This window comes from Burkholderia glumae LMG 2196 = ATCC 33617, assembly GCF_000960995.1.
Taxonomy (GTDB): Bacteria; Pseudomonadota; Gammaproteobacteria; order Burkholderiales; family Burkholderiaceae; genus Burkholderia; species Burkholderia glumae.
In genome coordinates this window covers 1566247-1589274 of record NZ_CP009434.1, presented here as the reverse complement: position 1 = coordinate 1589274, position 23028 = coordinate 1566247, and the positions used below count along the sequence as shown (strand labels likewise).

Genomic DNA, 23028 nt, shown 5'->3' with positions numbered 1-23028 from the left:
TGGTAAAAACCCGGGCATTTTAAAGCCATGAGTAGCACCGACCGGATTGCGTGTCGGGCGGCGCGTGGCAGCGATCGGAAACGGTGCCAGGCAGCATCACCGTAACCGAGCGAAAGTATAACGAAAGGATCGCCCTTTCGCGCCGCCACGGGGCGCGTGACGGGCGGGCGTATGGACCAAACGCCAAGGAAATGAAACGTGTCAGCACTACCCACCCATGACGAGCTCGAGCAACTGCTCGGCCAGGTCCTGATCATCGCGACGGCCGACGACGCGGCCGAGCCGCTGACCCAGGCCCGCCTGCTGAGCGCGCCGCCGGGCCTGGCGATGGATGAAGACCATACCTGCTACAAGGCGAATTTCGAGCTGCCCGTCAACGTGAGGCTGCCGCAGGACACCTACCGCTTCTGTGCGCCGGACGGCCGCGCCTGGCTGCTGTTCGCCTCGCCGATGCGCCCGCTCGAAACCGGGGCTGGCACCCTCGGCATCGTCATTCACCGGCGCCTGGCCGACGATCCGCGGGCCGCCACCGCCGGTGCCTCGTCGTCGGACGCATAACGGCAGTGGTGCGCCGTCGGCGCCAACCCTGCCCCTTTCCCCACCGATCTCCTTCAGGAGTCAAGATGTCCGATCAATACCTTGGTGAAATCCGCATGGTCGCGTTCGACTTCGCGCCCGCGGGCTGGGCGCTCTGTCTGGGCCAGAGCGTCACGATTGCACAGAACAACGCGCTGTTCGCCTTGCTCGGCACCGCCTACGGCGGCACCGGCGTGACGACCTTCAACCTGCCTGACTTTCGCAGCCGTTCGCCGGTCGGCGTCGGCACCGGCGCCCCCGGCCTGACGCCGGTCACGCGCGGCCAGCAGGGCGGCACCGAAACGGTCACGCTGACGACCAACCAGCTGCCGACCCACACCCACGTCGCGACCGTGGCGGGCGGAGGCGGCACCAGCACCATCTCGATTTCGATCCCGGCCACCACCAACACCTCGGCACCGCAATCCGCGCCGGCGAACAACATGGTGCTCGGCCCGGCCTCTTCATCGGGCCACTCCGCGACGATCTACAGCACGGCCGCCGCCAACACGAACCTGCTGCCGTTCAACGCCAGCGTGACGACCGCCCCCCCCACCGTCACGAACTCGCAGACCGGCATGGGGACGCCGTTTCCGATCCGCAACCCGTATCTGGGCGTGAATTTCATCATCGCCATGGAAGGCGTGTACCCGACGCGCCCGTGAGCGCCGCGGGGTAGTCGGTATCAATCATCGTCCCGGAGGGTGCGCGGCATGCCTCCGGCAACGCGGGCGCGGCATCGGGCCAAAGCCGTATGGAGAGCACCATCATGAAGTTCATCAAGCACTGGTTCGCAAGCCGCCAACAGAACGCGGACCGGCCCGGGCCGCGCGTCGCGGCCTCTCCATTGCTGCTCGCTCTCGAACCGCGCGTCGTCTACGACGCGTCGGTGGCCGCCGTCGCGGCTCAGCCGCATGCAGGCGAGCACGCGCACGAGGTGGCCCACCGTCCCGTCGAAACGCATACCGATACCGCCGCGCCGGCGGCCTCCGCGAACCCGCCGGCCGTCGACAAGCCGGTACGCAGCGCCTCGCGCGCGGCGAGCGACCCGACCTCCGGCGCCGCAGCCGCACAGAACCAGCAGCATGCCAATGCCGGGAACGACATCAGCGTCGCGATGCCGGCCGCGCAGACCCAGGTGGTGTTCATCGACGCGAGCGTGGCGAACTACCAGACGCTGATCGCCGGACTGCCGGCCGGCACCCAGTACGTCGTGCTCGACGCGAACACCGACGGCCTCGCGCAGATGGCGCACTATCTGCAGGCCCACCACGGCGTCGAATCGATCAGCCTGATCTCGCACGGCAGCGACGGCATGATCCAGGTCGGCTCGACCTGGTTGACGAGTTCCGACCTGTCCGCCTACAGCACCGAGCTCGCACGGATCGGCGCGGCGATGAATGCCGGCGGCGATTTCCTGATCTACGGCTGCGACGTGGCCCAGCACGCCGACGGCCAGGCACTGGTGCAGCAGATCGCCAGCATCACCCACCTGAACGTCGCGGCCTCGATCGACGCGACCGGCGCCGCCGCGCTCGGCGGCAACTGGACGCTCGAATACCAGGTTGGCAACGTCCATACCGCGCTGAACGAATCGGCCAGCGCGGTGGCGCAGTTCAACGAACTGCTGGGCGTGACGACCGAAACCTACGATGCCGCGGCCAACAACAACTTCCAGTCCATCGGCCAGTCGCAGTTCACGCTGGACGGCGTCGTCTATACGATGGACCAGGCCGCGAACAACTACGCCTACAACGATGCCAACGCGCCGGTCAATCCGCCGAGCGACCTGACCAACGGCCCGACCGACGGCGTGCTCGAGATCAACGCCGACGGCGCCTCCTCGATGCGCAACCTGACCATCTCGCTCGCCAACGGTCATACGTTCTCGCTGCAGAGCTTCGATCTGAGTTCGTTCAACGGCGACCTCTACATCCAGGCCAACTACGCCAACGGCACCAGCAGCGCGCTGATCCAGCTCGCGACGGCCTCCGTGGGCGGCTTCCTCGGCACGGTGTCGAGCCAGCTGGGCAGCGCCTTCACGAACGTCATCTCGTTCTCGCTGATCGACCGAAACGACAGCGGCAGCTTCCTGACCTCGCTCGACAACCTGAGCTATATCGACAACGGACCCACCGTCACCACCAGCGGCAGCACCACCACCTGGTCCTCGGCCGACCACGGCGCCGGCACGGGCGGCACCGCGGTGGCCGTCGACCCGGGCCTGACGCTCAGTGACGGCGTCTCGTCCACGGCCACGTCGGCAACCGTGAAGATCGTCAATTTCCAGTCCGGCGACCTGCTGTCCTTCACGCCGCAAAACGGCATCACCAGCAGCTACAACGCCTCCACCGGCACGCTGACGCTGACGGCCACCGGCACGCCGCTGCTCGCGCAATGGCAGGCCGCGCTCGAATCGGTGACGTACTCGAGCTCGCTGACCTCGCCCAATCTCGTGACCACCATGCGCACGGTCTCGTTCTCGTTTACCGACGGTACCTATTCGAGTACGGCGGCAACCCACAGCGTGCACATCGTCGCCACCGACCAGACGCCGGTGCTCACCGAGGGCGGCTCGACCAGCACCGGCTATCTGGCCGGCAACGCCGCCACGGCGATCGACAGCGGCCTGCAGGTCAGCGATGCGGACAGCCCCGGCCTGGCGTCGGGCACCGTGGCGATCAGCAGCGGCTTCGGCTCCGACGACACACTGGCCTTCAGCAACACCAATTCGACGCTCTACGGCGACATCACCGGCAGCTACAACTCGTCGACCCACCAGCTGACGCTGGTCTCGGCGAGCGGCACGGCCACCGCGCTGCAATGGCAGCACGCGTTCGACGCCGTCACGTTCGCCAGCTCGATATCGACCACGGGCGGCACGCGCGACATCACGTTCTCGGTCAGCGACGGCACCAAGACCAGCGCGCTGCTGCACCACAGCGTGGTCGTGACGGCCGGCCCGAACGTGATCACCGATTCGGGCTCGGCGGCGTTCGTGACCGGCGACAACACCACCTCGACGCCGGTGGCGATCGATCCCGGCCTGACCGTCACGGACGGCAACCGTGCAACGCTCGTCAGCGCCACCGTGGCGATCACCGGCAACTTCCAGGCCGCCCACGACCAGTTGCTGTTCACCTCGAACCCGGCCACGATGGGCGACATCGCCGGCGTGTACGACGCCAGTTCGGGCCTGCTGACGCTGAGCTCGGCCAGCAGCGCGTCCCTCGCGCAATGGCAGGCCGCGCTGAGCTCGATCCGGTTTACGAGCGACCTGGTCGTACCGTCCAGCGCCACCCGCACCATCAGCTACCAGGTCAACGACGGCGCGCTGAGCAGCCCGCTCGCCTCGCGCACGGTCACGGTGACCGCCACCGACCAGACCCCGCTCCTCGGCCACGGCGGCAACGCCGCCGCGTTCGTGGCCGGCGACAACACCAGCTCGACGCCGGTGGCGATCAACCCCGCGATCACCGTGACCGATGCCGACGGCGGCCCGCTGCAGTCGGCCACCGTGACCATCACCGGCAACTACGAGTCGACCGACCTGCTGGCGTTCCACAACACCAGCTCGGCGCTCTACGGCAACATCGCCGGCACCTACACGAACGGCGTGCTGACGCTGACCTCGAGCGGCAGCCAGGCCACGCTCGCGCAGTGGCAGGCCGCGCTGCAAGCCGTCAGCTACACGTCAACGGCCGTCACGCCGGGCACCGGCGCGCGCACCATCAGCTTCGTCGTCAGCGACGGCATCAAGTCGAGCGCGGCGGCCAGCTCGACGGTCACGGTGGCCGACACCGACCAGACGCCGGTCATCACCGGCACGGCCGGCGCGGTGACGTTCACGCAGGGCGACAACGCGGTATCCACGGCGGTGGCGGTGGACGCCGGCATCACGCTGTCCGATCGCGACAACGGCTCGTTCACCAGCGCCACCGTCACGATAGGCAATTTCGATGCCAACGGCGACGTGCTGCTGTTCTCGAACGACGGCGCGACGATGGGCAACATCACCGCCCAGTACCTGGCCGGCACGCTGACGCTGAGCTCGGCCGGCGGCTCGGCCACGCTCGCGCAATGGCAGTCGGCGCTGCGCTCGATCCAGTTCGACGATTTCGCGCTGACGCCGAGCGGCGCGGCGCGCACCATCAGCTTCACCATCAGCGACGGCACCAAGACCAGCACCGCCTGGCAGCGCGTCGTCAACGTGGTGCGGACCGACCAGTCGCCGATCCTCACCGACAGCGGCGGCGCCACCAGCTTCACCTCGGCCGACAACACCACCTCCACGCCGGTGGCGGTGGACAGCGCCCTGACCCTGTCCGACCTCGACAGCGCGACGATGGCCTCGGCCACCGTGTCGATCACCGGCAACTATCATGCGGGCGAGGACGTACTGGCGCTCGGCAGCGGCTCGTTCGGCGACATCACGGCGACCTTCAATTCGTCCACCGGCACGCTGACGCTGACCTCGGCCGGCGCCTCGACGATCGCGCAGTGGCAGGCCGCGCTGCGCTCGGTCACCTACACCGACACGGCCGCCGTGCCGCAAACGAACAGCCGCACCATCACGTTCAGCGTCAACGACGGCACCAAGCCGAGCAACGCCTCGTCCAAGCTCGTCACGGTGACGGCCACGCCCCAGACGCCGCTGCTGGGCGGCACCGCCAGCAGCGTGAGCTACCTGCCCGGCCAGGCCGCCATACCGCTCGACAGCGGCATGACGCTGACCGACCGCAACGTGTCCAACCCGGCGGCGCAGATCGCGCTCAGCATCACGGTGCAGATCGGCTCGGGCTTCCAGCCCGGCGACCATCTCACGGTCGGCAACATGAGTTCGCCGCCCGTCTACAACCTCAGCTACGACAACAGCACCGGCACGCTGACGATCAACAGCAGCGGCAGCGGCGGCACGCTCGCGCAGTGGCAGCAGTTGCTCGACAACGTCGAGTTCGTGACCGGCAGCAACGCCCCGCTGGGCGCGCGCAGCATCACCGTGACGGTCAGCGACAGCGTGCGCACCAGCCAGCCGCGCACCTACACGCTCGACGTGATCAGCTCGGCGCCGGCGCTGGCCACCACCAGCACCGGCAGCGTCGGCTTCGTGGCAGGCGACAACGTCGCCTCGACGCCGGTGGCGATCGATCCGAACCTGACGGTCTCGGACCCGCTCGGCGACGTGGTGACCTCCGCGACCGTCGCGATCGTCGGCAACCTGCATTCCGGCGAAGACGTACTCGGCTTCGTCAACGACGGCGTCACGATGGGCAACATCACGGCCATCTACAATGCCGCCACCGGCACGATGACGCTGAGCTCGGCCGGCGCCAGCGCCACCCTCGCGCAATGGCAGGCCGCGCTGCGCTCGGTCACCTACACCGACGTGGGCATCACGCCGAACACCGCCACTCGCCTCATCGACATCTCGATCGGCACCGGCACGCAGGACAGCAACGTGCTGCAGCGCACGGTCACCGTTGCGCGTACCGACCAGACGCCGTTGATCTCGACCGGCAGCAGCGGCAGCGTCGCGTTCGTGGCGGCCGACAACGCGCCCTCGACGCCGGTGGCGATCGACAACGGCATCAACCTGGCCGACCTCGACAACGCCACGCTGGCCTCGGCCACGGTGCAGATCGGCGCGGGCTTCCACGCCGGCGAGGACGTGCTCGGCTTCGTCAACGACGGCGCCACGATGGGCAACATCACGGCCACCTACAACGCCGCCACCGGCACGCTCACGCTGAGCTCGGCCGGCGCCAGCGCCACCCTCGCGCAATGGCAGGCCGCACTGCGCTCGGTCACCTACACCGACACGGCGGTCACGCCCAGTACGGCCACCCGCAGCATCGGCTTCACCGTCAACGACGGCACCAAGACCAGCGCCGCATATTCGCGCAACGTCACCCTCACCGACACCGACCAGACCCCGGTCCTCTCGACCGGCAGCAGCGGCCCTGCGTCGTTCCTGGCCGGCGACAACGCGGCGTCCGCGCCGGTGGCGATCGATAGCGGCATCGTCGTCTCCGACCTCGACAACGCCACGCTGGCCTCGGCCACGGTGCGGATCGGCACGGGCTTCCATGCCGGCGAGGACGTACTCGGCTTCGTCAACGACGGCGCCACGATGGGCAACATCACGGCCACCTACAATGCCGCCACCGGCACGATGACGCTGAGCTCGGCCGGCGCCAGCGCCACCCTCGCGCAATGGCAGGCCGCGCTGCGCGCCGTCACCTACACCGACACGGCCGCCTCGCCCAATACGGCCACCCGCAGCATCGACTTCACAGTCAACGACAATGCGAAGACGAGCGCCGTGTACTCGCGCAACGTGACGGTCACGGCCACCGACCAGACGCCGCTGATCTCGACCGGCAGCAGCGGCAGCGTCGCGTTCGTGGCGGCCGACAACGCGCCCTCGACGCCGGTGACGATCGACAACGGCATCACGCTGGCCGACCTCGACAACGCCACGCTGGCCTCGGCCACGGTGCGGATCGGCGCGGGCTTCCACGCCGGCGAGGACGTGCTCGGCTTCGTCAACGACGGCGCCACGATGGGCAACATCACGGCCACCTACAATGCCGCCACCGGCACGATGACGCTGAGCTCGGCCGGCGCCAGCGCCACCCTCGCGCAATGGCAGGCCGCACTGCGCGCCGTCACTTACACCGACACGGCGGTCACGCCCAATACGGCCACCCGCAGCATCGGCTTCACCGTCAACGACGGCGTGAAGAGCAGCACCACGCTCTCACGCAACGTGACGGTGGCCGATACCGACCAGACGCCGATCGCCAGCACCACCAGCACCGGCCCGGCCGCGTTCGTGGCCGGCGACAACGCGCCGTCCACGCCGATCGCGATCGACAGCAACATTGCGCTCGTCGATCTCGACAATCCCACGCTGGCCTCGGCCACGGTGCAGATCGGCGCGGGCTTCCATGCCGGCGAGGACGTGCTCGGCTTCGTCAACGACGGCGCCACGATGGGCAACATCACGGCCGCCTACAATGCCGCCACCGGCACGATGACGCTGAGCTCGGCCGGCGCCAGCGCCACCCTCGCGCAATGGCAGGCCGCGCTGCGCTCGGTCACCTATACCGACACGGCGGTCACGCCCGACACGGCATCACGCACCATCAGCTTTACCGTCAGCGACGGCGTCAAGACCAGCATGCCGCTCACGCGCGCCGTCAGCGTGGCCGCTACCGACCAGACGCCGATCGTCACGTCCACCAGCAGCGGCACGGCCGCCTTCGTGTCGGCCGACAACGCCGCCTCGACGCCGGTCGCGATCGACGCCGGCATCACGCTGGCCGACCTCGACAACGCCACGCTGGCCTCGGCCACGGTGCGGATCGGCACGGGCTTCCATGCCGGCGAGGACGTGCTCGGCTTCACCAACGACGGCGCCACGATGGGCAACATCACGGCCACCTACAACGCCGCCACCGGCACGATGACGCTGAGCTCGGCCGGCGCCAGCGCCACCCTCGCGCAATGGCAGGCCGCGCTGCGCGCCGTCACCTACACCGACACGGCGGTCACGCCTAATACGGCCACCCGCAGCATCGACTTCACAGTCAACGACAATGCGAAGACGAGCGCCGTGTACTCGCGCAACGTGACGGTCACGGCCACCGACCAGACGCCGCTGATCTCGACCGGCAGCAGCGGCAGCGTCGCGTTCGTGTCCGGCGACAACGCGCCGTCCACGCCGGTGGCGGTCGACGCCGGCATCACGCTGGCCGATGCCGACAATCCCACGCTGGCCTCGGCCACGGTGCGGATCGGCGCGGGTTTCCACGCCGGCGAGGACGTGCTCGGCTTCGTCAACGACGGCGCCACGATGGGCAACATCACGGCCACCTACAACGCCGCCACCGGCACGATGACGCTGAGCTCGGCCGGCGCCAGCGCCACCCTCGCGCAATGGCAGGCCGCACTGCGCTCGGTCACCTATACCGACACGGCGGTCACGCCCGACACGGCCACCCGCAGCATCGGCTTTACCATCAACGACGGCGTGAAGAGCAGCACCACGCTCTCGCGCAACGTGGCGGTCACGGCCACGCACCAGACGCTCGTGGTCAGCGCGAGCGACACGCCCCTTACCTACACCGCCGACGGCAAGGCCGCCACGGTGGCACGGGTGGGCGTCGGCATCACGCTGACCGACCGCAACGGCACGCCGCCCGTCTCGGCCACGGTGGCGATCGGCGCCGGCTTCGACCCGAAGCACGACCTGCTGGCCTTCAACGCCAGCGCCGCGACGGGCGACATCGCGGCCAGCTACGACGCCGGCACCGGCACGCTCAAGCTGACCTCGGCCAGCGGCACCGCCACGCTCGCGCAGTGGCAGGCGGCCATCACGGCCGTCACCTATCGCGACACGCAGCTCGAGAACAAGGCCGGCTCGCGCACGCTGATCTTCACGCTCAGCGACGGCACCAGCACCAGCCAGCCGCTCACGCGCACGCTGCAGATCCAGGCCAGCCAGGACCCGGTCGGCACGCCGATCCTGCCGGGCACGCCGGCCATCGGCCTGGAGCCGCCGGTGGGCGCGGCGCCGCCGTCGTCGAGCCGCGGCAATCCGCTGCTCGTCACCGACATCAACGGCCATAGCGACGGCGTCTCGAACCCGGTGATCGTGCTCACCGAACTCCAGGCACCGAACGGCTTCGGCGCGATCACGCCGCGCACCACCTTCACGTTCGCGGCGCACGGCCATCGCGACGCCTCGCTCGGCGACACGCACGTGAGCGCGCTCGACTCGATCGTGCCGGCCAGCACGGAAGCGCCGCCGGCCGCCACGCGCACGCTGCCCACCGCCGACGTGCATCCGCTGCAGCAGGCCGGCAGCCGCTTCGCACTGCCGGTCGCGCCGCTGGTGGGCGCACCGGCCGGCCGGGAAAGCGTGCCGGGCGCAGCCAACGAGGTGGCCGTGACGCTGGCCGGCGGCGCGCCGCTGCCCACCTGGCTGCACTACGACGCGGCACGCGGGGTGCTGAGCGGCACGCCGCCCGCCGGCGTCCGGTCGGTCCACGTGACGCTGCTGGTGCGCGACGCGGCCGGCAACGCGACGCGCCGCGACGTGGTGGTGCGCTTCGACGCGCCGGCCGCCCAGCGCGCGAGCGGCCACGCCCGTGACGCGGCGCAGCCGTCCTCGCGCCCGGCCAACCGCCCCGCCGTGACGGACCAGCCGCACGCCGCGCTGCCCGCCTCGAAGGCATCGCTGGCCGCGCAGTTCGCCAGCGCGCATGCCGTCTTGCATGTGGCCCGCTCCGACGCGGTGCCGTCCGAACCCCGGCAGGCCACCACGGAGCGCCGCTCATGAATCCCGGTTTCCTTACCCAACTCGCCCAATCCAACCAGAGATCCGCCGAAGTGAAAACCCTGTCGCTCCGGGGACGCGCACCGCGTCCCGCCCTGCTCGCGGTAGCGCTCGCCGTCGTGTGGCTGTCCGGCTGCGCCGTCAAGCCCGCCCCGTTCTCCGATGCCGAGCGCGCCGAGACGGCCCGCACCGATCGCATGACGATGTTCACGAATCAGCAGCCGGTGAGCGGGCCGATCACGCTCGACGAGGCGATGGCGCGCGCGATTCGCTACAACCTCGATCATCGCCTGAAGATGATGGAAGAGGCGCTCGCGCAGCGTCAGCTCGACCTGTCGAACTTCGACCTGCTGCCGAAGCTGACCGCCGCGGCCGGCTACACGAACCGCAATCACGAACTGGCGTCGTCCTCCGAAGGCCTCTTTACGCGCGAGGAATCGCTGATTCCCTCGTACTCGACCGACAAGAACAGCCGCACCGCCGACCTGAACCTGTCATGGAACATCCTCGACTTCGGCGTGAGCTACTTCGAGGCCAAGGAACAGGCCGACCACGTGCTGGTGCTCGAGCAGCGCCGCCGCAAGGTCGTGCAGCTGATGATGCAGCAGGTGCGCGAGGCGTACTGGCAGGCGGTGGGCGCGCAGCGTCTGCACGACCGCATCGGGCCGCTGCTCGAACAGGCGAAGGGCGCGCTCGACGATTCGCGCGCGGCCCAGCAGCAGGGCCTGCGCTCCCCGGTGGAAACGCTCAACTACCAGCGCTCGCTGCTCGACCTGATGCGCCAGCTCGAAGCCGTGCGCGACCAGCTCGAGCAAGCCAAGCCGCGCCTGGCCTCGCTGATGAACCTCGAACCGGGCAAGGACTTCACGCTCGCCGCGAGCGACGACTTCCGCGTGCCGAATTTCGACATGGCGATGCCGCAGATGGAGGACATGGCGCTGCAGCGCCGTCCGGAACTCGTCGAGGCCAGCTACAACGAGCGCATCAGCGTCAATGAAACGCACAAGGCGATCGCCAAGCTGCTGCCCGGCATCGAGTTCAGCCTCGGCGCGCACTACGACAGCAACAGCTTCCTGGTCTACAACACGTGGCGCTCGGCCGGCATCAGCGTGAGCTGGAACCTGCTGAACCTGCTCAACGCGCGCAACATCCGCGGCACCGCGCAGGCCCAGCTCGAGGTGGCGAAGATGCAGCGCATGGCGCTCAGCATGGCCGTGCTCACGCAGGTCCACGTCGCGCGCAGCGAACTCGGCGCCAAGACGCGCCAGTTCGACCTGCTCAAGCAGTTGAACGACATCGATCAGCAGATCCTCGAGCACACCCACAACGCCACCGTGGCCAACGCCCAGGGCCGGCTCGAGGAAATCCGCGTGGCCACCGCCGCGATGATGTCCGAGCTGCGCCTGTACCAGAGCTACGGCGAGCTCGAAAGCGCCTACGGCCAGATGCTGGCCACGCTCGGCCTCGATCCGGTGCCCGCCAAGCTCAACGGCAACGACATCGCTTCACTGACGCAATCGATCGGCGAGGAGCAGAAGCGCTGGGACGACATTGCCCGGCACGGCGTCCAGGCCGCCGCCCTCGCGCAACCGGGTCCGACGATCGCCGCGGCAGCGGCATTGCCGGCGGGAGTCTCGCAGAAATGACGCAGTACATGACCTACCGGGCAGCGGCCGCAGTCGCGCTGCTCGTCGCAGCACAGTTCGCGCGGGCCGCCACGGCGGCGCCCGCCACGCCTGCCGCGCGGCCGGCGCCCGCCCCGGCGCCGGTGGCCGCCCCCGCGGCGCCGGCCGCCGCGCCGGCGGGCCCGGACGGCAACGATTCGCGGATTCGCATCCAGCTCGTCTCGCGCGACCAGGTGGACGTGTCGAGCGAGATCGCGGCGAAGATCGCGTCGCTGCCGTTTCGCGACGGCGACACGTTCCGCGCCGGACAGACCCTCGTCACGCTCGACTGCTCGCTGTTCAGCGCCCAGCTGCGCAAGGCCCAGGCCGACGCGGAAGGCGCGCGCGAGCTGCTCGACACGAACCGCAAGCTGCAGGCGCTGCATTCGATCGGCGAGCTGGAAGTGCAGCAGGCCCAGGCCAAGCAGAAGGCCAGCGCCGCCGACGTCGCCTACATGCAGGCCACCGTGCGCAAGTGCGCGATCACCGCACCGTTCGACGGCCGCGTCTCCAAGCGCAGCGCCTCGCCCCAGCAGTTCGCGGAGCCCGGCAAGCCGCTTTTGACCATCATCGACACCAGTCATCTCGAACTGAAGATGATCGTGCCGTCGAAGTGGCTCGCCTGGCTCAAGCCCGGCCATCCGCTCAGCGTGCAGGTGGACGAGGTCGGCAAGACCTATCCGGCCAAGGTCGCGCGGATCGGCGCGCGCGTCGATCCGGTCACGCAGACCGTGGACGTGACGGCAGCACTGAACGGCGGTGCCCCGGAGCTGCTGCCGGGCATGAGCGGCTGGGCGACCTTCGCGCGGTGATGCGATGACGCAAACGCAACGGGCCGACGACGCGGCGCAGCAGGTCCGCATCGACGGCCAGCAGCTCGCGGTGCTCTGGCAGCTCTCGACGCGTGCGCGGGCCGCCGCGAGCGAGGCCACGCTCGGCTTCACGATCGTCAACGAGACGCTCGCGCTGGTGCCCTACCGGCAGGCTGCCTGGTGGCGCGGCGACACGCCGGGCCACGTCGCGGCCGTCTCCGGCCTGCCGCAGAGCGACCCCAACGCCCCCTACGTGCAGTGGCTCGCCGCGCTCTGCAAGGCGCTCGCGCAAGGCCTGCGCGGCACGCCGCCGAAGGACGCGGCGGCCCACGTGGAAGGCCACGGCGCACCGGTGCTGCCGGCGCGGCCGAAGGTGCAGACCTTCACCGCCGCCGACCTCGAGGCCGAAGCGCCCCACGTGGCCGCCGAATGGGAGGCCTGGTGGCCCGCGCACGGCGCGTGGCTACCCTTGACCGACCGCGCCGGCCGCCCGGTGGGCGGCGTCGTGTTCGCGCGCGACACCGCCTGGAGCGCCACCGACACCGCGCTCTTGACCGAGCTCGGCCAGGTCTGGGCGCATGCGTTCGAGGCGTTCTCGCCGCGCGCGAGCTGGCTCGAACGCGCGCGCGCCGTGCTGAGGCCCGGCCGCCAGCAGCGCCGCGTGCTGATCGGGGTGGCCGTGGCCTGCGTGATCCCGATACGGCTGACCGTGCTCGCGCCGGCCGAGGTCACGCCGAAAGACCCGTTCGTGGTGCGCTCGCCGCTCGACGGCGTGATCGACCGGCTCTACGTGAAGCCGAACCAGGTGGTGCAGGCCGGCACGCCGCTGCTCGGCCTCGACGCCACCACGCTGCAGTCGCGCTACGCGGTGGCCCGCAAGGACTACGACACCGCGCAGGAGGAATTCCGCCAGACCGAGCAGCTCGCCGTCACCGACGACCGCACGCGCCTGGACATGGCCGAGCGGCGCGGCAAGCTCGACCAGAGCCGCGTCGAGCTCGACTACACGGCGCGCCAGCTCGCGCGCGTGAGCGTGAATGCCGCGCGCTCGGGGGTGGCCGTGTTCAGCGATCCGAACGAATGGACCGGCAAGGCGGTGGCCGTCGGCGAGAAGATCCTGGTGCTGGCCGACCCGGCCCACGTCGAGGTGACCGCCTGGCTGCCGGTGGCCGACAACATCGACGTGCAGCCCGGCACGGCGCTCACGCTCTATCCGAAGAGCTCGCCGCTCACCAGCTACGACGCGCGCATCGATTCGATCGCCTGGCGTGCCGAGCCCACCCCCGAGGGCGTGCTCGCCTACCGGGTGCGCGCCAGCTTCGACGCCGGCGACCCGGGAGCCCGGCAGGCGCCGCTCGGCGCGATGGGCACCGCGCGCATCCGCGGCCCGTGGGTGCCGGCGATCTATTACGTGCTGCGCCGCCCGCTGACGCTCGCGCGTCAATGGCTCGGCTGGTGACGCCACGCTTGCCGCCATGCCAAGACTTCCGCAACTTCGCCAGGAGCTGACGCTCTCGCCCGGCGCGGCCACGCCCGACGGCGCACCGACCTGGATGCTGCACGACCCCGCCGCCAACCGTTTCTTCCAGATCGGCTGGCCGGCCTTCGAGATGCTCTCGCGCTGGCCGCTCGACGACGCGCAGGCGATCGTCGAGGCCGTCAATCGCGAAACCACGCTGCACGTGACGCTCGACGAGCTCGAGGCGCTCGCGCGCATGCTGCGCCAGCAGAACCTGCTGGTATCCGCGAGCGCCGCCGACACCGCGCGGCTCGAACAGCACGACGCCGCGCAGCGCACCTCGCACGCGATGTGGCTGCTCAAGCATTACCTGATGATCCGGATTCCGCTCTGGCATCCGATGCCGCTGCTGCGCGCCACCGAACGCTACGTGCGCTTCGCGTTCCGGCCGGTGTCGTGGATCGTGGTGGCCGCCGTCGCGCTGATCGGGCTGATCCTCGCCTCGCGCCACTGGGACGAGTTCGTTCACACCTTCCACGGCTACGCCGACTGGCGCGGCCTGGTCGGCGTGGGCATCGCGCTCGGCTTCGCGAAGATCCTGCACGAGTTCGCGCACGCCTACACGGCGCAGCGCCACGGCTGCCGCGTGCCCACCATGGGGGTGGCGCTGCTGGTGATGCTGCCGGTGCTCTACACCGACACCACCGAGGCCTGGAAGGTGCCGGCGCGGCGCGACCGGCTCTGGATCGGCGCGGCCGGCATGTTGAGCGAGATCGCGCTGGCCGCGTTCGCGACGCTGGCCTGGAGCCTGCTGCCCGACGGGCCGCTGCGCGGCGGCGCGTTCATGCTCGCCACCACCACCTGGGTGGCCACGCTCGCCATCAACGCCAGCCCGTTCATGCGCTTCGACGGCTATTTCCTGCTGTCGGACTGGCTCGACATGCCGAACCTGCACGACCGCGCGTTCGCGCTCGGCCGCTGGTGGCTGCGCGAGTGGCTGTTCGGCTTCGGCGACCCGCAGCCCGAGCCGTGCCGCGCCTCGCGGCGGCGCTTCCTGATCGCGTTCTCGTTCGCCACCTGGCTCTACCGGCTGGTGGTGTTCATGTCGATCGCGCTGGTGGTCTATCACGCGTTCTTCAAGCTGCTCGGCATGCTGCTGTTCTGCGTCGAGTTCGGCTGGTTCATCGTGCGCCCGGTCTGGCGCGAGGCGACGCTCACCTGGCGGCGCCGCGATGCGCTGCGCTGGTGCCGCGAGACACGCCGCAGCGCGCTGCTCGGCGCCGCGCTGCTGGGCTTGCTGGTGCTGCCGTGGCATGCCGGCGTGAGCGCACCGGCCGTGCTCGCGCCGCAACGCGCGCAGGGCCTCTACACCGTCGCGCCCGGCTATCTCGCCGCCACCCCGACGCCGGCGCGCGACGGCCAGCGGGTGCGCGCCGGCGACACGCTCGCCGTGCTGGTGTCGCCCGAACTCGACGCGAAGCTGGCCGCCGCCAGCGCCGACGAGGCGATGCTGCATTGGGAAGTGGACCAGCAGCCGTTCGACGAGCGGCTGCAAAAGCAGGGCACCGCGCTCTCGCATCGCTGGGCCTCGGCGCGCCAGACCGTGGCCGGGCTGCAGGCGCAGATCGCGCAGCTGACGATCCGCGCGCCATTCGACGGCACCGTGCAGGCCAACGACGACGCGCAGGCGCCCGGCACCTGGCTGCCGCGCGGCGAACGGATCTACGACCTGATCGCGCCCGGCGCCGTGAAGGGCGACGCCTACGTGGGCGAGAACGACGTGGCACGCCTGAAGGCCGGGCAGTCGGCCAGCTTCGTGGCGAGCCTGCCCGAACTCGCGGCGCGCCGCTGCCGGATCGACGCGATCGACAAGGTCAACCTGGCCACGCTCGACGCGCCGTCGGTGGCCAGCACCTACGGCGGCCCGATCCCGGCCGAGCAGGACGCGAGGACGCATCAGCTGGTGCCGCTCGCCGCCACCTGGCAGGTGCGTTTCGGTGAATGCAGCGGCGGCGACGGACTGGGGCGCGAGGTGCCGGGTACGGTGCAGCTCGGCGCGGGGCGCGAGAGCTACCTCGGCCAGGGCATTCGGTTCGTGGCGGCGGTGCTGCAGCGCGAAGCGGGGTTTTGAGGGCGCGGCGGCGCCCGCTGGCCTTGCCGCCGGCGCGGCCGCGAGCTCCGGGGCCGCGGGCGGCCGCGCCGCCGGGCGCGGGCCGGGCCACGCTCAGAACCGCTCGATCATCCCCAGTTGCACGCCCTTCACGGTCGCGCCCGGATACGCGGGCGTGAGCCCCGTCACGTTCACGCCGCGCAGCGTGAAGCTGGCAGCGCCGCGATTGCGCAGCCAGCCGGCGCTCGCATAGAGCAGCACGCGCGGCGAGAGATCGTATTCGGCCGCGGCGCTGAACTGGTCCGCGTCGTTGCCGCCGCCCGAGCAGTCGCGCAGGAAGGTATAGCCGAGCGAGGCACCGAGCCGCGAGCTCATCGCGTAGCGCATCGACACGGCCATGCCGTCGTCGTGATAGCGCGGCGTGCCGCCGTCGCCGTTGAACATCGAGACGAACGCCGTGAGCCGCCCGAGCGCCCAGGACACGCCGCCGAGATTCGCACGCAGCGCCCCGGCGCCGTTGGTCTGCTGATGGGCGAACGCGATTCGCAGCGGCCCGTGCCGGTACGCGACGGTGGCGATGCTGCCGCCCAGTCCGTTCGCGCCGCCGCCCGACGGATCGCGCAGCGACACCATCAGCGTGGTGGTGAAGCCGTGGAAATCGGGCGACAGGTAGCTGACCGCATTGCTATCGTAAGGCGTGATCTTCGACAGATTGTCGAGGCCCGAGGCGATCGTGCCCGCGCCGAACGCGTCGATCTGGCCTTTGAACGGGATGTAGATCGGCGAATACTGGCGGCCCACGCGCAGCTCGCCCCACGGCGCGCCCAGCCCGACCCAGGCCTGCCGGTTGAACAGCGTGCCGGCCGTGGAAAGCATGCCGTCGTTGGAGCCGAAGCCGCTCTCAAGCGCGAACAGCACGCGCAGCCCGCCGCCGATCGGCTCGCTGCCGCGCACGCCGATGCGCGAGCCGCGATAGGCGCCCGAGTCGAGCCGCGGCACCCAGCCCGAGCCCGGGTTGGTCACCTCCACACTGGTGTCGAGCAGGCCGTACAGCGTGACCGAGCCCTGCGCGGCGCAGGCGCCCGCATGCAGCCCGAGCGCGAGCCACGCCGATGCGGCGGCCGCGCGCCGGCCGGTGCGCGACGCGGCCATCGGCGGGGAAGTTGTGTTTGCAACGAAATCGGCAAGCATCGATGAACGGCTCCGGCGGCCCGCGGCGGCCGGCGCACCGCGCGCCCATGCGGGCACCGGCATCGCGCGCGCCTGTCGGGCCGAAACGAACGGCAAAGACAAACTCACAGTAAAAAGCCGGTGCGACGGCAGGCCGTTCGCACCGGCATGGGCGGCACCGGCCAGGCACGGCGCGCATCCGCCGCACCGTACCCCGCCATGGCCGATCGCGGCCTCGCGGCCGGCTTACTTCGTGTCGGGCAGCGCGTAGGCGATGATGTAGTCGCCGAGCTTGGTGCCGAACGAGCCGTGGCCGCCCGCGGAGATCACCACGTACTGGCGGCCGTTGGCCTCGTAAGTCATCGGCGTGGCCTGGCCGCCGGCCGGCAGGCGCTGCTGCCACAGCAGCTTGCCGTTGTCGGTGTCGTAGGCGCGGATGTAGTTGTCCGCGGTCGCGCCGATGAAGAACACGCCGCCCGCGGTGGTGGCCGGGCCGCCCAGCATCGGCATGCCCATCCGGAACGGCAGCGGCACCGGCGAGCTGTCGCGCACCGTGCCGATGCGGCGCTTCCAGACGATCTGGTTGGTCTTCAGGTCGATCGCCGACACATAGCCCCAGGCCGGCTGCTTGCAAGGCAGGCCGAGCGGCGAGAGGAACGGGTTCAGCGTCACGCCGTAGGGCACGCCGTATTGCGGCTGGATGCCCGATTCGGTGCCGCTGCCCTTGGCGCCCGGCTCCGGCTCCATCGGGTTGCCCGGGCCGCGCGGGATCAGGCGCGAGACGAACGGCAGCGCGATCGGGTTGGCGATCGCGATCTGGCGGTCGGTGTCGACGGCGATGCCGCCCCACTCGAACATCCCGAGGTTGCCCGGAAACACCAGCGTGCCCTGCTCCGACGGCGGCGTGAAGGTGCCTTCGTAGCGCAGCTGATGGAACATCACGCGGCACACGAGCTGGTCGAACATCGTCGCGCCCCACATGTCCGCGTCGGTGAGCTTCTGCTTCGGACGGAAGGTGAGATCGGAGAACGGCTGGGTCGGCGAGAGCCGGTCACCCTTGGCGGGGCCCTGCGGCACCGGCAGCTCGGGGGCCGGCACCACCGGCGTGCCGGTACGGCGGTCCAGCACGAAGATGTTGCCGGTCTTGGCCGGCGCGTACACCACGGGCACCGTCTTGCCGTTCTTGTCGGTGATGTCGGCGAGCGTGGGCTGCGCCGGCTGGTCCATGTCCCAGAGATCGTGATGCGAGGTCTGGTAGAACCAGGCCAGCTTGCCGGTGGACGCATGCAGCGCGAGCACGCCGCTCGCGTAGCGCTCCTGCTCCGGCGTGCGGTTGCCGCCCCAGATGTCGGGGGTGGTCACGCCCATCGGCAGATAGACGATGTCGAGCTTGGCATCGTAGGCCGACGGTGCCCACGAGTTCGGCGAGTTCCAGGTGTAGTGCTGGCCCGGGCCGGGAATGTGGTTGGGATCCTTCGCGCCCGGATCGAACGCCCAGACCAGCTTGCCGGTGCGCACGTCGAAGCCGCGGATCACGCCGGACGGTTCGCGCGTCGAGAAATTGTCCTCGACCGCGCCGGCGACCACGATCACGCTGTTCGTGACGACGGGCGGCGAGGTCGGCTCGTACATGCCCGGCGTGGTCACCGGCTGGGCGTGCTGCAGGTCGAGATCGCCGTTGTTGCCGAAATCGGCGCAGCGCTGGCCCGTCAGCGCGTCGAGCGCATAGAGGTGGCCGTCGTTGACGGGCAGATAGATGCGGCGCGTGCAGGCGGCCGGCGAGGCTTGCGCGGTGGTCGCGGCCGGGGCCGGAGCGGCCGGCGCGCTGGCCGCGGCATCGGCCGCGCTGGCGTCGCCAGCAACCGCCGTGCCCGAAGCGGGCGCGGCGGCGGCCGTCATGGCCGGGGCGGCCGGCGGCGCGGCAGCCGCCTGCCCCCCCGCCGACAGGTCGTGATACGACACGCCGCGGCAGGTCACGTGCTGGAACGACGGGTCGTTCTTCAGGCGCGGGTCGAACTTCCAGGCGAGCTTGCCGGTAGTCGCGTCGAGCGCGAACAGGATCTGGTGCGGCGAGCAGAGGTAGAGCAGATTGCCGACCTTGATCGGCGTGACCTCGGCCGTGATCTCGCCCGGGTCGTTGGGGCCTTTCATGTCGCCGGTGCGGAAGGTCCACGCCACCTGCAGGTTCTTCACGTTATCGGGCGTGATCTGCTTGAGCGGCGAATAGCGGGTGCCGTCCTGGGTGCGGCCGTAGGCGGGCCAGTCGGCGTCGGCGATGCCGGGCACGGGCGAGGTTTTCGCGGGCGCGGCGGCCGCGAGCGTGCCGTTCAGCTCCTGCGGATCGTTGAAGTTCGCGTACCCCAGCACGCCCGCCCAGACCACCAGCGAGGCGGCCAGGGCCCAGCCGTTCGCGGCGCGCGCGCCGTCGAGCTTGCGCGTGACGAGCAGCAGCAGCCAGACGCCGAACACCACCAGCACGCCCGAGCGCGGCGCGAGCGCCCAGAAGTCGAAGCCGGATTCGCCCACCGCCCAGATCGCCGTGCCCACCAGCAGCAGCGCATAGACCGAGAGCGCGATGGCGCGGCGGCCTCGGATCAGCCAGGCGAATACCAGCAGCACGAGGCCGGCTACCACGTAGTATGCCGAGCCGCCGATCGCGGCGAGCCAGACGCCGCCGACCAGCAGGTACAGCCCGGCAAGCACGGCGAACAGCAGCGTCAGCCCGCGGACGACACCGAGCGACGAGGATTGTCTTGACATGATCCCAACCTTTTTAAGATGGTTAATCCACAAAACTGCGCAACCGAGGCGCGCAGGTCATCCTCCATCATTTTTTTATATCGGCCACGAAGCCGCGAGCCACGCAATGGCCGGTGCATGACGCGCGCCCATGGCGGCCGCCGCGGCCGCTACGCGCAATGCCGGCGGCGGCACGCGCCCGCGCGGGCGCGAACGCAAGGGGGGAACGGGGACCGGGCCGCGCGGCCTGCGAGGCGCCGGGCGACTTCGCCGGCGCCGAGCGCGGCAAGGCGATGCGCGGCCGCGCGTGCCCGACAGCGGCCCTCGCCTCCCGCGCGCGGCGAGGCGGCACGACAGGCGCCATGACACGCGCCCCCCGAGCAAACATCCGGAACGCCCACCCGGCTTGCCTGCCTGTCACGCCCGTCTCACCGTCTGAACGCTGGGCATGCAGGTCGGCTGCGGCGCCGCGGCATGCCGGCCGTCTCGGCGTGACGGACGCTGAAACTTTCGGCTCCTTTCAACAGGGTCGCAAATATATCGCCTTTTGCACGAGCCTGCACGTTCGCGCGGCGGCAAATCCGGCGCCGGCAGGCAGCCTCGCCGCGGCGGCGGGCCGCTTGCGTGAGCGCACGGGCGCGCCGCCGCTCAGTGATAGCCGGCGTCGCCCTCGCGCACCTTGCCGCGGAACACGCGGTACTGCATGAAGTTGTAGACGAGGATGACCGGCAGCACGATCACCGTGCCGACCAGGATGAACCACTGGCTCTTGGCCGGCGAGGACGCCTGCCAGATGCTCAGCGAAGGCGGCACGAGATTCGGCCAGATGCTGATCACGAGGCCCGTGTAGCCGAGGAACAGGATCGCCAGCGTGAGCACGAACGGATGCGTGTCGCGGCGCCGGTGCACCGCGCGCACGATGCCCGCCGCACAGGCGAGCACCAGGATCGGCACCGGCGAGAACATCAGCAGGCGGCCGCCGCCGAACCAGCGGTCGGCCACGGCCGGCAGCCCGATCACGGTCCAGGCGCTGACCAGGAAGATCGCGCCGAGCAGCAGCAAACAGAGCGGCTTCATCAGGAAATAGGCCTTCGCCTGCAGCGCGCCGTCGGTCTTCCAGATGATCCAGCCGCAGCCGAGCGTGGCGTAGGTGATCAGCAGGCAGAAGCCGCAGAACACGCTGAACGGCGAGAGCCAGCCGAACGGATCGCCGGCGAAGCTGCCGTCGACGATCCTCGTGCCCTGCAGCAGCGAGCCGAGCACGACGCCCTGGCAGAAGGTGGCGAGCGTCGAGCCGCCGATGAACGCGAGATCCCACAGGTTCTGCGTGCGCACCGCCTTGGCACGCAGCTCGAACGCGGCGCCGCGGAAAATCAGCCCGATCACCATCAGGATCAGCGGCAGGTAGTTGGCCGGCAGCAGCGTGGCGTAGGCCACCGGGAACGCGCCGTACAGCACCGCGCCGCCCAGCACCAGGAACGTCTCGTTGCCGTCCCACACCGGCGCGACCGTGTTGAGCATCACCTGGCGCTCGCGCTCGGCGTCGAAGAACGGAAACAGCAGGCCGATGCCGAGATCGAAGCCGTCGAGCATCACGTAGAGGAATACGCCGAGCCCGACGATCAGCGCCCACAGCACGGCAAGGTCGAGAACCATCGTGTCACTCTCCGTCGATCGAATCGAGCGGGCGCGACAGCGCCCGGGCATGCAGCGCGGGATGGGCGGCCTGCGACGCGTCGTGGCCGGCCGAGGGGCCTTTTTTCATCAGCTTCAGCATGTAGTAGACGCCGGTGCCGAAGACGAGAAAGTAGACGATCACGAACAGCAGCAGCGTGACGCCGACCTGCTGGCCGGTGAGCGGCGATACCGACTGCTCGGTGCGCAGCACGCCGTAGACGGTCCACGGCTGGCGCCCCACCTCGGTGGTGATCCAGCCGGCCAGCAGCGCCACGATGCCCGACGGCCCCATCCACAGCATGAAGCGCTGGAACACGCGCGACTCGTAGAGCCGGCCGCCGCGCCGCAGCCACCAGCCGAGCAGCACCGCGAACAGCATCAGGAAGCCGAGCCCCGCCATCACGCGGAAGGTCCAGAACAGGATCGGCGAGTAGGGCCTGTCCTCGGGCGGGAAGGTCTTCAGGCCGCGGATCTCGCCGTTCCAGCTGTGGGTGAGGATCAGGCTGCCCAGATGCGGCACGCGGATCGCGTAGCGCGTGAGCTCGGCCTGCATGTCGGGCAGCCCGACCAGGTTCAGCGCGGTGCCGCCCGGCTCGGTTTCCCACACGCCCTCGATCGCCGCGATCTTGGCCGGCTGGTATTCGCGCGTGTTCAGGCCGTGCGCGTCGCCGATCGCGATCTGGATCGGCACCAGCGGCAGCAGCAGCCACAGCGCCATCGAGAAGCTGCGCTTGACGGCCGCATCGCGCCGCCCCTTCAGCAGGTGCCATGCGCCGCAGGCCGCCACGAGGAAGCCCGCGACGATGAACGCGGCCGTGGTCATGTGCAGCAGCCGATACGGAAACGACGGGTTGAAAACGATCTTCCACCAGTCCACCGGCACGATCCGGCCGTCCTCGATGCCGAAGCCCTGCGGCGTCTGCATGAAGCTGTTCGAGGCGAGGATCCAGAAGGTCGAGATCAGCGTGCCGAGCGCCACCATCAGCGTGGCGAAATAATGCGCGCGCGCGCTCACGCGCTGCCAGCCGAACAGCATCACGCCGAGAAAGCCGGCCTCCAGAAAGAAGGCCGTCAGCACTTCGTAGGTCAGCAGCGGGCCGGTGACGCTGCCCGCGATGCGCGAGAAGCCGCCCCAGTTGGTGCCGATCTCGTAGGCCATCACCACGCCCGAGATCACCCCCATGCCGAAGCCGACCGCGAAGATCTTCGACCAGAACAGGAACATGTCCTTGTACGACGCATCGCCCGTCCTCAGCCACATGCCCTCGAGCACCGCCAGAAAACTGGCCATGCCGATGCTGATCGCGGGGAACACGATGTGAAACGACACCGTGAACGCGAACTGCAGGCGCGCCAGATGCAATGCGTCGAAGATTTCCATACCGCCTCCATCGGGGATTCGCGCGCGGCGGCGATCGTTGCCCACGCATCGATCCGGCCCGCCAGCGGCTGCCGCGGCGATCACGCCGGCACGCCTG

Annotated in this window: 11 protein-coding genes; 7 read left to right on the top strand and 4 right to left on the bottom strand. The window is 70.1% G+C overall.

The features are described 5' to 3' along the window. Positions 1-198: 198 nt before the first annotated feature. The 7 genes from KS03_RS07940 to KS03_RS07910 all read left to right on the top strand — a co-directional run bounded on the left by KS03_RS07940 (position 199) and on the right by KS03_RS07910 (position 15985). Complete coding sequence (locus KS03_RS07940; RefSeq protein ID WP_012734024.1) at positions 199-558, top strand: DUF6916 family protein; 360 nt, start codon at positions 199-201, stop codon at positions 556-558. Between the two features lie 65 nt (positions 559-623). After that, positions 624-1241, top strand: coding sequence for a phage tail protein (locus KS03_RS07935; RefSeq protein ID WP_012734025.1), 618 nt, complete (start codon positions 624-626; stop codon positions 1239-1241). Positions 1242-1345: 104 nt separating this feature from the next. After that, positions 1346-9922: a DUF4347 domain-containing protein gene (locus KS03_RS07930; protein ID WP_045678811.1), complete on the top strand. Its 8577-nt coding sequence runs from the start codon at positions 1346-1348 to the stop codon at positions 9920-9922. Beyond that, positions 9919-11565, top strand: coding sequence for a TolC family protein (locus tag KS03_RS07925; RefSeq protein ID WP_012734027.1), 1647 nt, complete (start codon positions 9919-9921; stop codon positions 11563-11565). The genes KS03_RS07930 and KS03_RS07925 overlap by 4 nt, the downstream gene beginning before the upstream one ends. After that, on the top strand, positions 11562-12395 hold the full coding sequence (locus KS03_RS07920) for an efflux RND transporter periplasmic adaptor subunit (protein WP_012734028.1): 834 nt from the start codon (positions 11562-11564) through the stop codon (positions 12393-12395). The genes KS03_RS07925 and KS03_RS07920 overlap by 4 nt, the downstream gene beginning before the upstream one ends. 4 nt (positions 12396-12399) lie before the next feature. Beyond that, positions 12400-13854 carry an efflux RND transporter periplasmic adaptor subunit gene (locus KS03_RS07915; RefSeq protein WP_012734029.1) on the top strand — a complete coding sequence of 485 codons (1455 nt, stop codon included), beginning with the start codon at positions 12400-12402 and terminating at the stop codon, positions 13852-13854. Between the two features lie 16 nt (positions 13855-13870). Continuing rightward, positions 13871-15985, top strand: a complete 2115-nt coding sequence (locus tag KS03_RS07910) for an HlyD family efflux transporter periplasmic adaptor subunit (RefSeq protein WP_012734030.1) — start codon at positions 13871-13873, stop codon at positions 15983-15985. Positions 15986-16078: 93 nt separating this feature from the next. Here the strand turns inward: KS03_RS07910 and KS03_RS07905 are convergent, their stop codons facing one another. From KS03_RS07905 to KS03_RS07890, 4 genes are all read right to left on the bottom strand, one after another. After that, positions 16079-17116, bottom strand: coding sequence for a porin (locus KS03_RS07905; RefSeq protein ID WP_012734031.1), 1038 nt, complete (start codon positions 17114-17116; stop codon positions 16079-16081). A 264-nt stretch (positions 17117-17380) separates the two neighbouring features. After that, positions 17381-19894 (bottom strand): glucose/quinate/shikimate family membrane-bound PQQ-dependent dehydrogenase, encoded by a 2514-nt coding sequence (locus KS03_RS07900; RefSeq protein WP_012734032.1) that lies wholly within the window; start codon positions 19892-19894, stop codon positions 17381-17383. Positions 19895-20521: 627 nt separating this feature from the next. Then, positions 20522-21529: a cytochrome d ubiquinol oxidase subunit II gene (gene cydB, locus KS03_RS07895; RefSeq protein WP_012734033.1), complete on the bottom strand. Its 1008-nt coding sequence runs from the start codon at positions 21527-21529 to the stop codon at positions 20522-20524. 4 nt (positions 21530-21533) lie between these two features. Further along, positions 21534-22931, bottom strand: a complete 1398-nt coding sequence (locus KS03_RS07890; RefSeq protein ID WP_015877350.1) for a cytochrome ubiquinol oxidase subunit I — start codon at positions 22929-22931, stop codon at positions 21534-21536. Between the last annotated feature and the right edge of the window lie 97 nt (positions 22932-23028).

What these genes read in the sequence shown, in the direction of transcription:
- KS03_RS07925 (WP_012734027.1), top strand. Translation starts at nt 9,919, where the DNA reads ATGAATCCCGGTTTCCTTACCCAACTCGCCCAATCCAACCAGAGATCC.
- cydB (WP_012734033.1), bottom strand. Translation starts at nt 21,529, where the DNA reads ATGGTTCTCGACCTTGCCGTGCTGTGGGCGCTGATCGTCGGGCTCGGC.
- KS03_RS07930 (WP_045678811.1), top strand. Translation starts at nt 1,346, where the DNA reads ATGAAGTTCATCAAGCACTGGTTCGCAAGCCGCCAACAGAACGCGGAC.
- KS03_RS07935 (WP_012734025.1), top strand. Translation starts at nt 624, where the DNA reads ATGTCCGATCAATACCTTGGTGAAATCCGCATGGTCGCGTTCGACTTC.
- KS03_RS07890 (WP_015877350.1), bottom strand. Translation starts at nt 22,931, where the DNA reads ATGGAAATCTTCGACGCATTGCATCTGGCGCGCCTGCAGTTCGCGTTC.
- KS03_RS07900 (WP_012734032.1), bottom strand. Translation starts at nt 19,894, where the DNA reads ATGTCAAGACAATCCTCGTCGCTCGGTGTCGTCCGCGGGCTGACGCTG.
- KS03_RS07910 (WP_012734030.1), top strand. Translation starts at nt 13,871, where the DNA reads ATGCCAAGACTTCCGCAACTTCGCCAGGAGCTGACGCTCTCGCCCGGC.
- KS03_RS07905 (WP_012734031.1), bottom strand. Translation starts at nt 17,116, where the DNA reads ATGGCCGCGTCGCGCACCGGCCGGCGCGCGGCCGCCGCATCGGCGTGG.
- KS03_RS07920 (WP_012734028.1), top strand. Translation starts at nt 11,562, where the DNA reads ATGACGCAGTACATGACCTACCGGGCAGCGGCCGCAGTCGCGCTGCTC.
- KS03_RS07915 (WP_012734029.1), top strand. Translation starts at nt 12,400, where the DNA reads ATGACGCAAACGCAACGGGCCGACGACGCGGCGCAGCAGGTCCGCATC.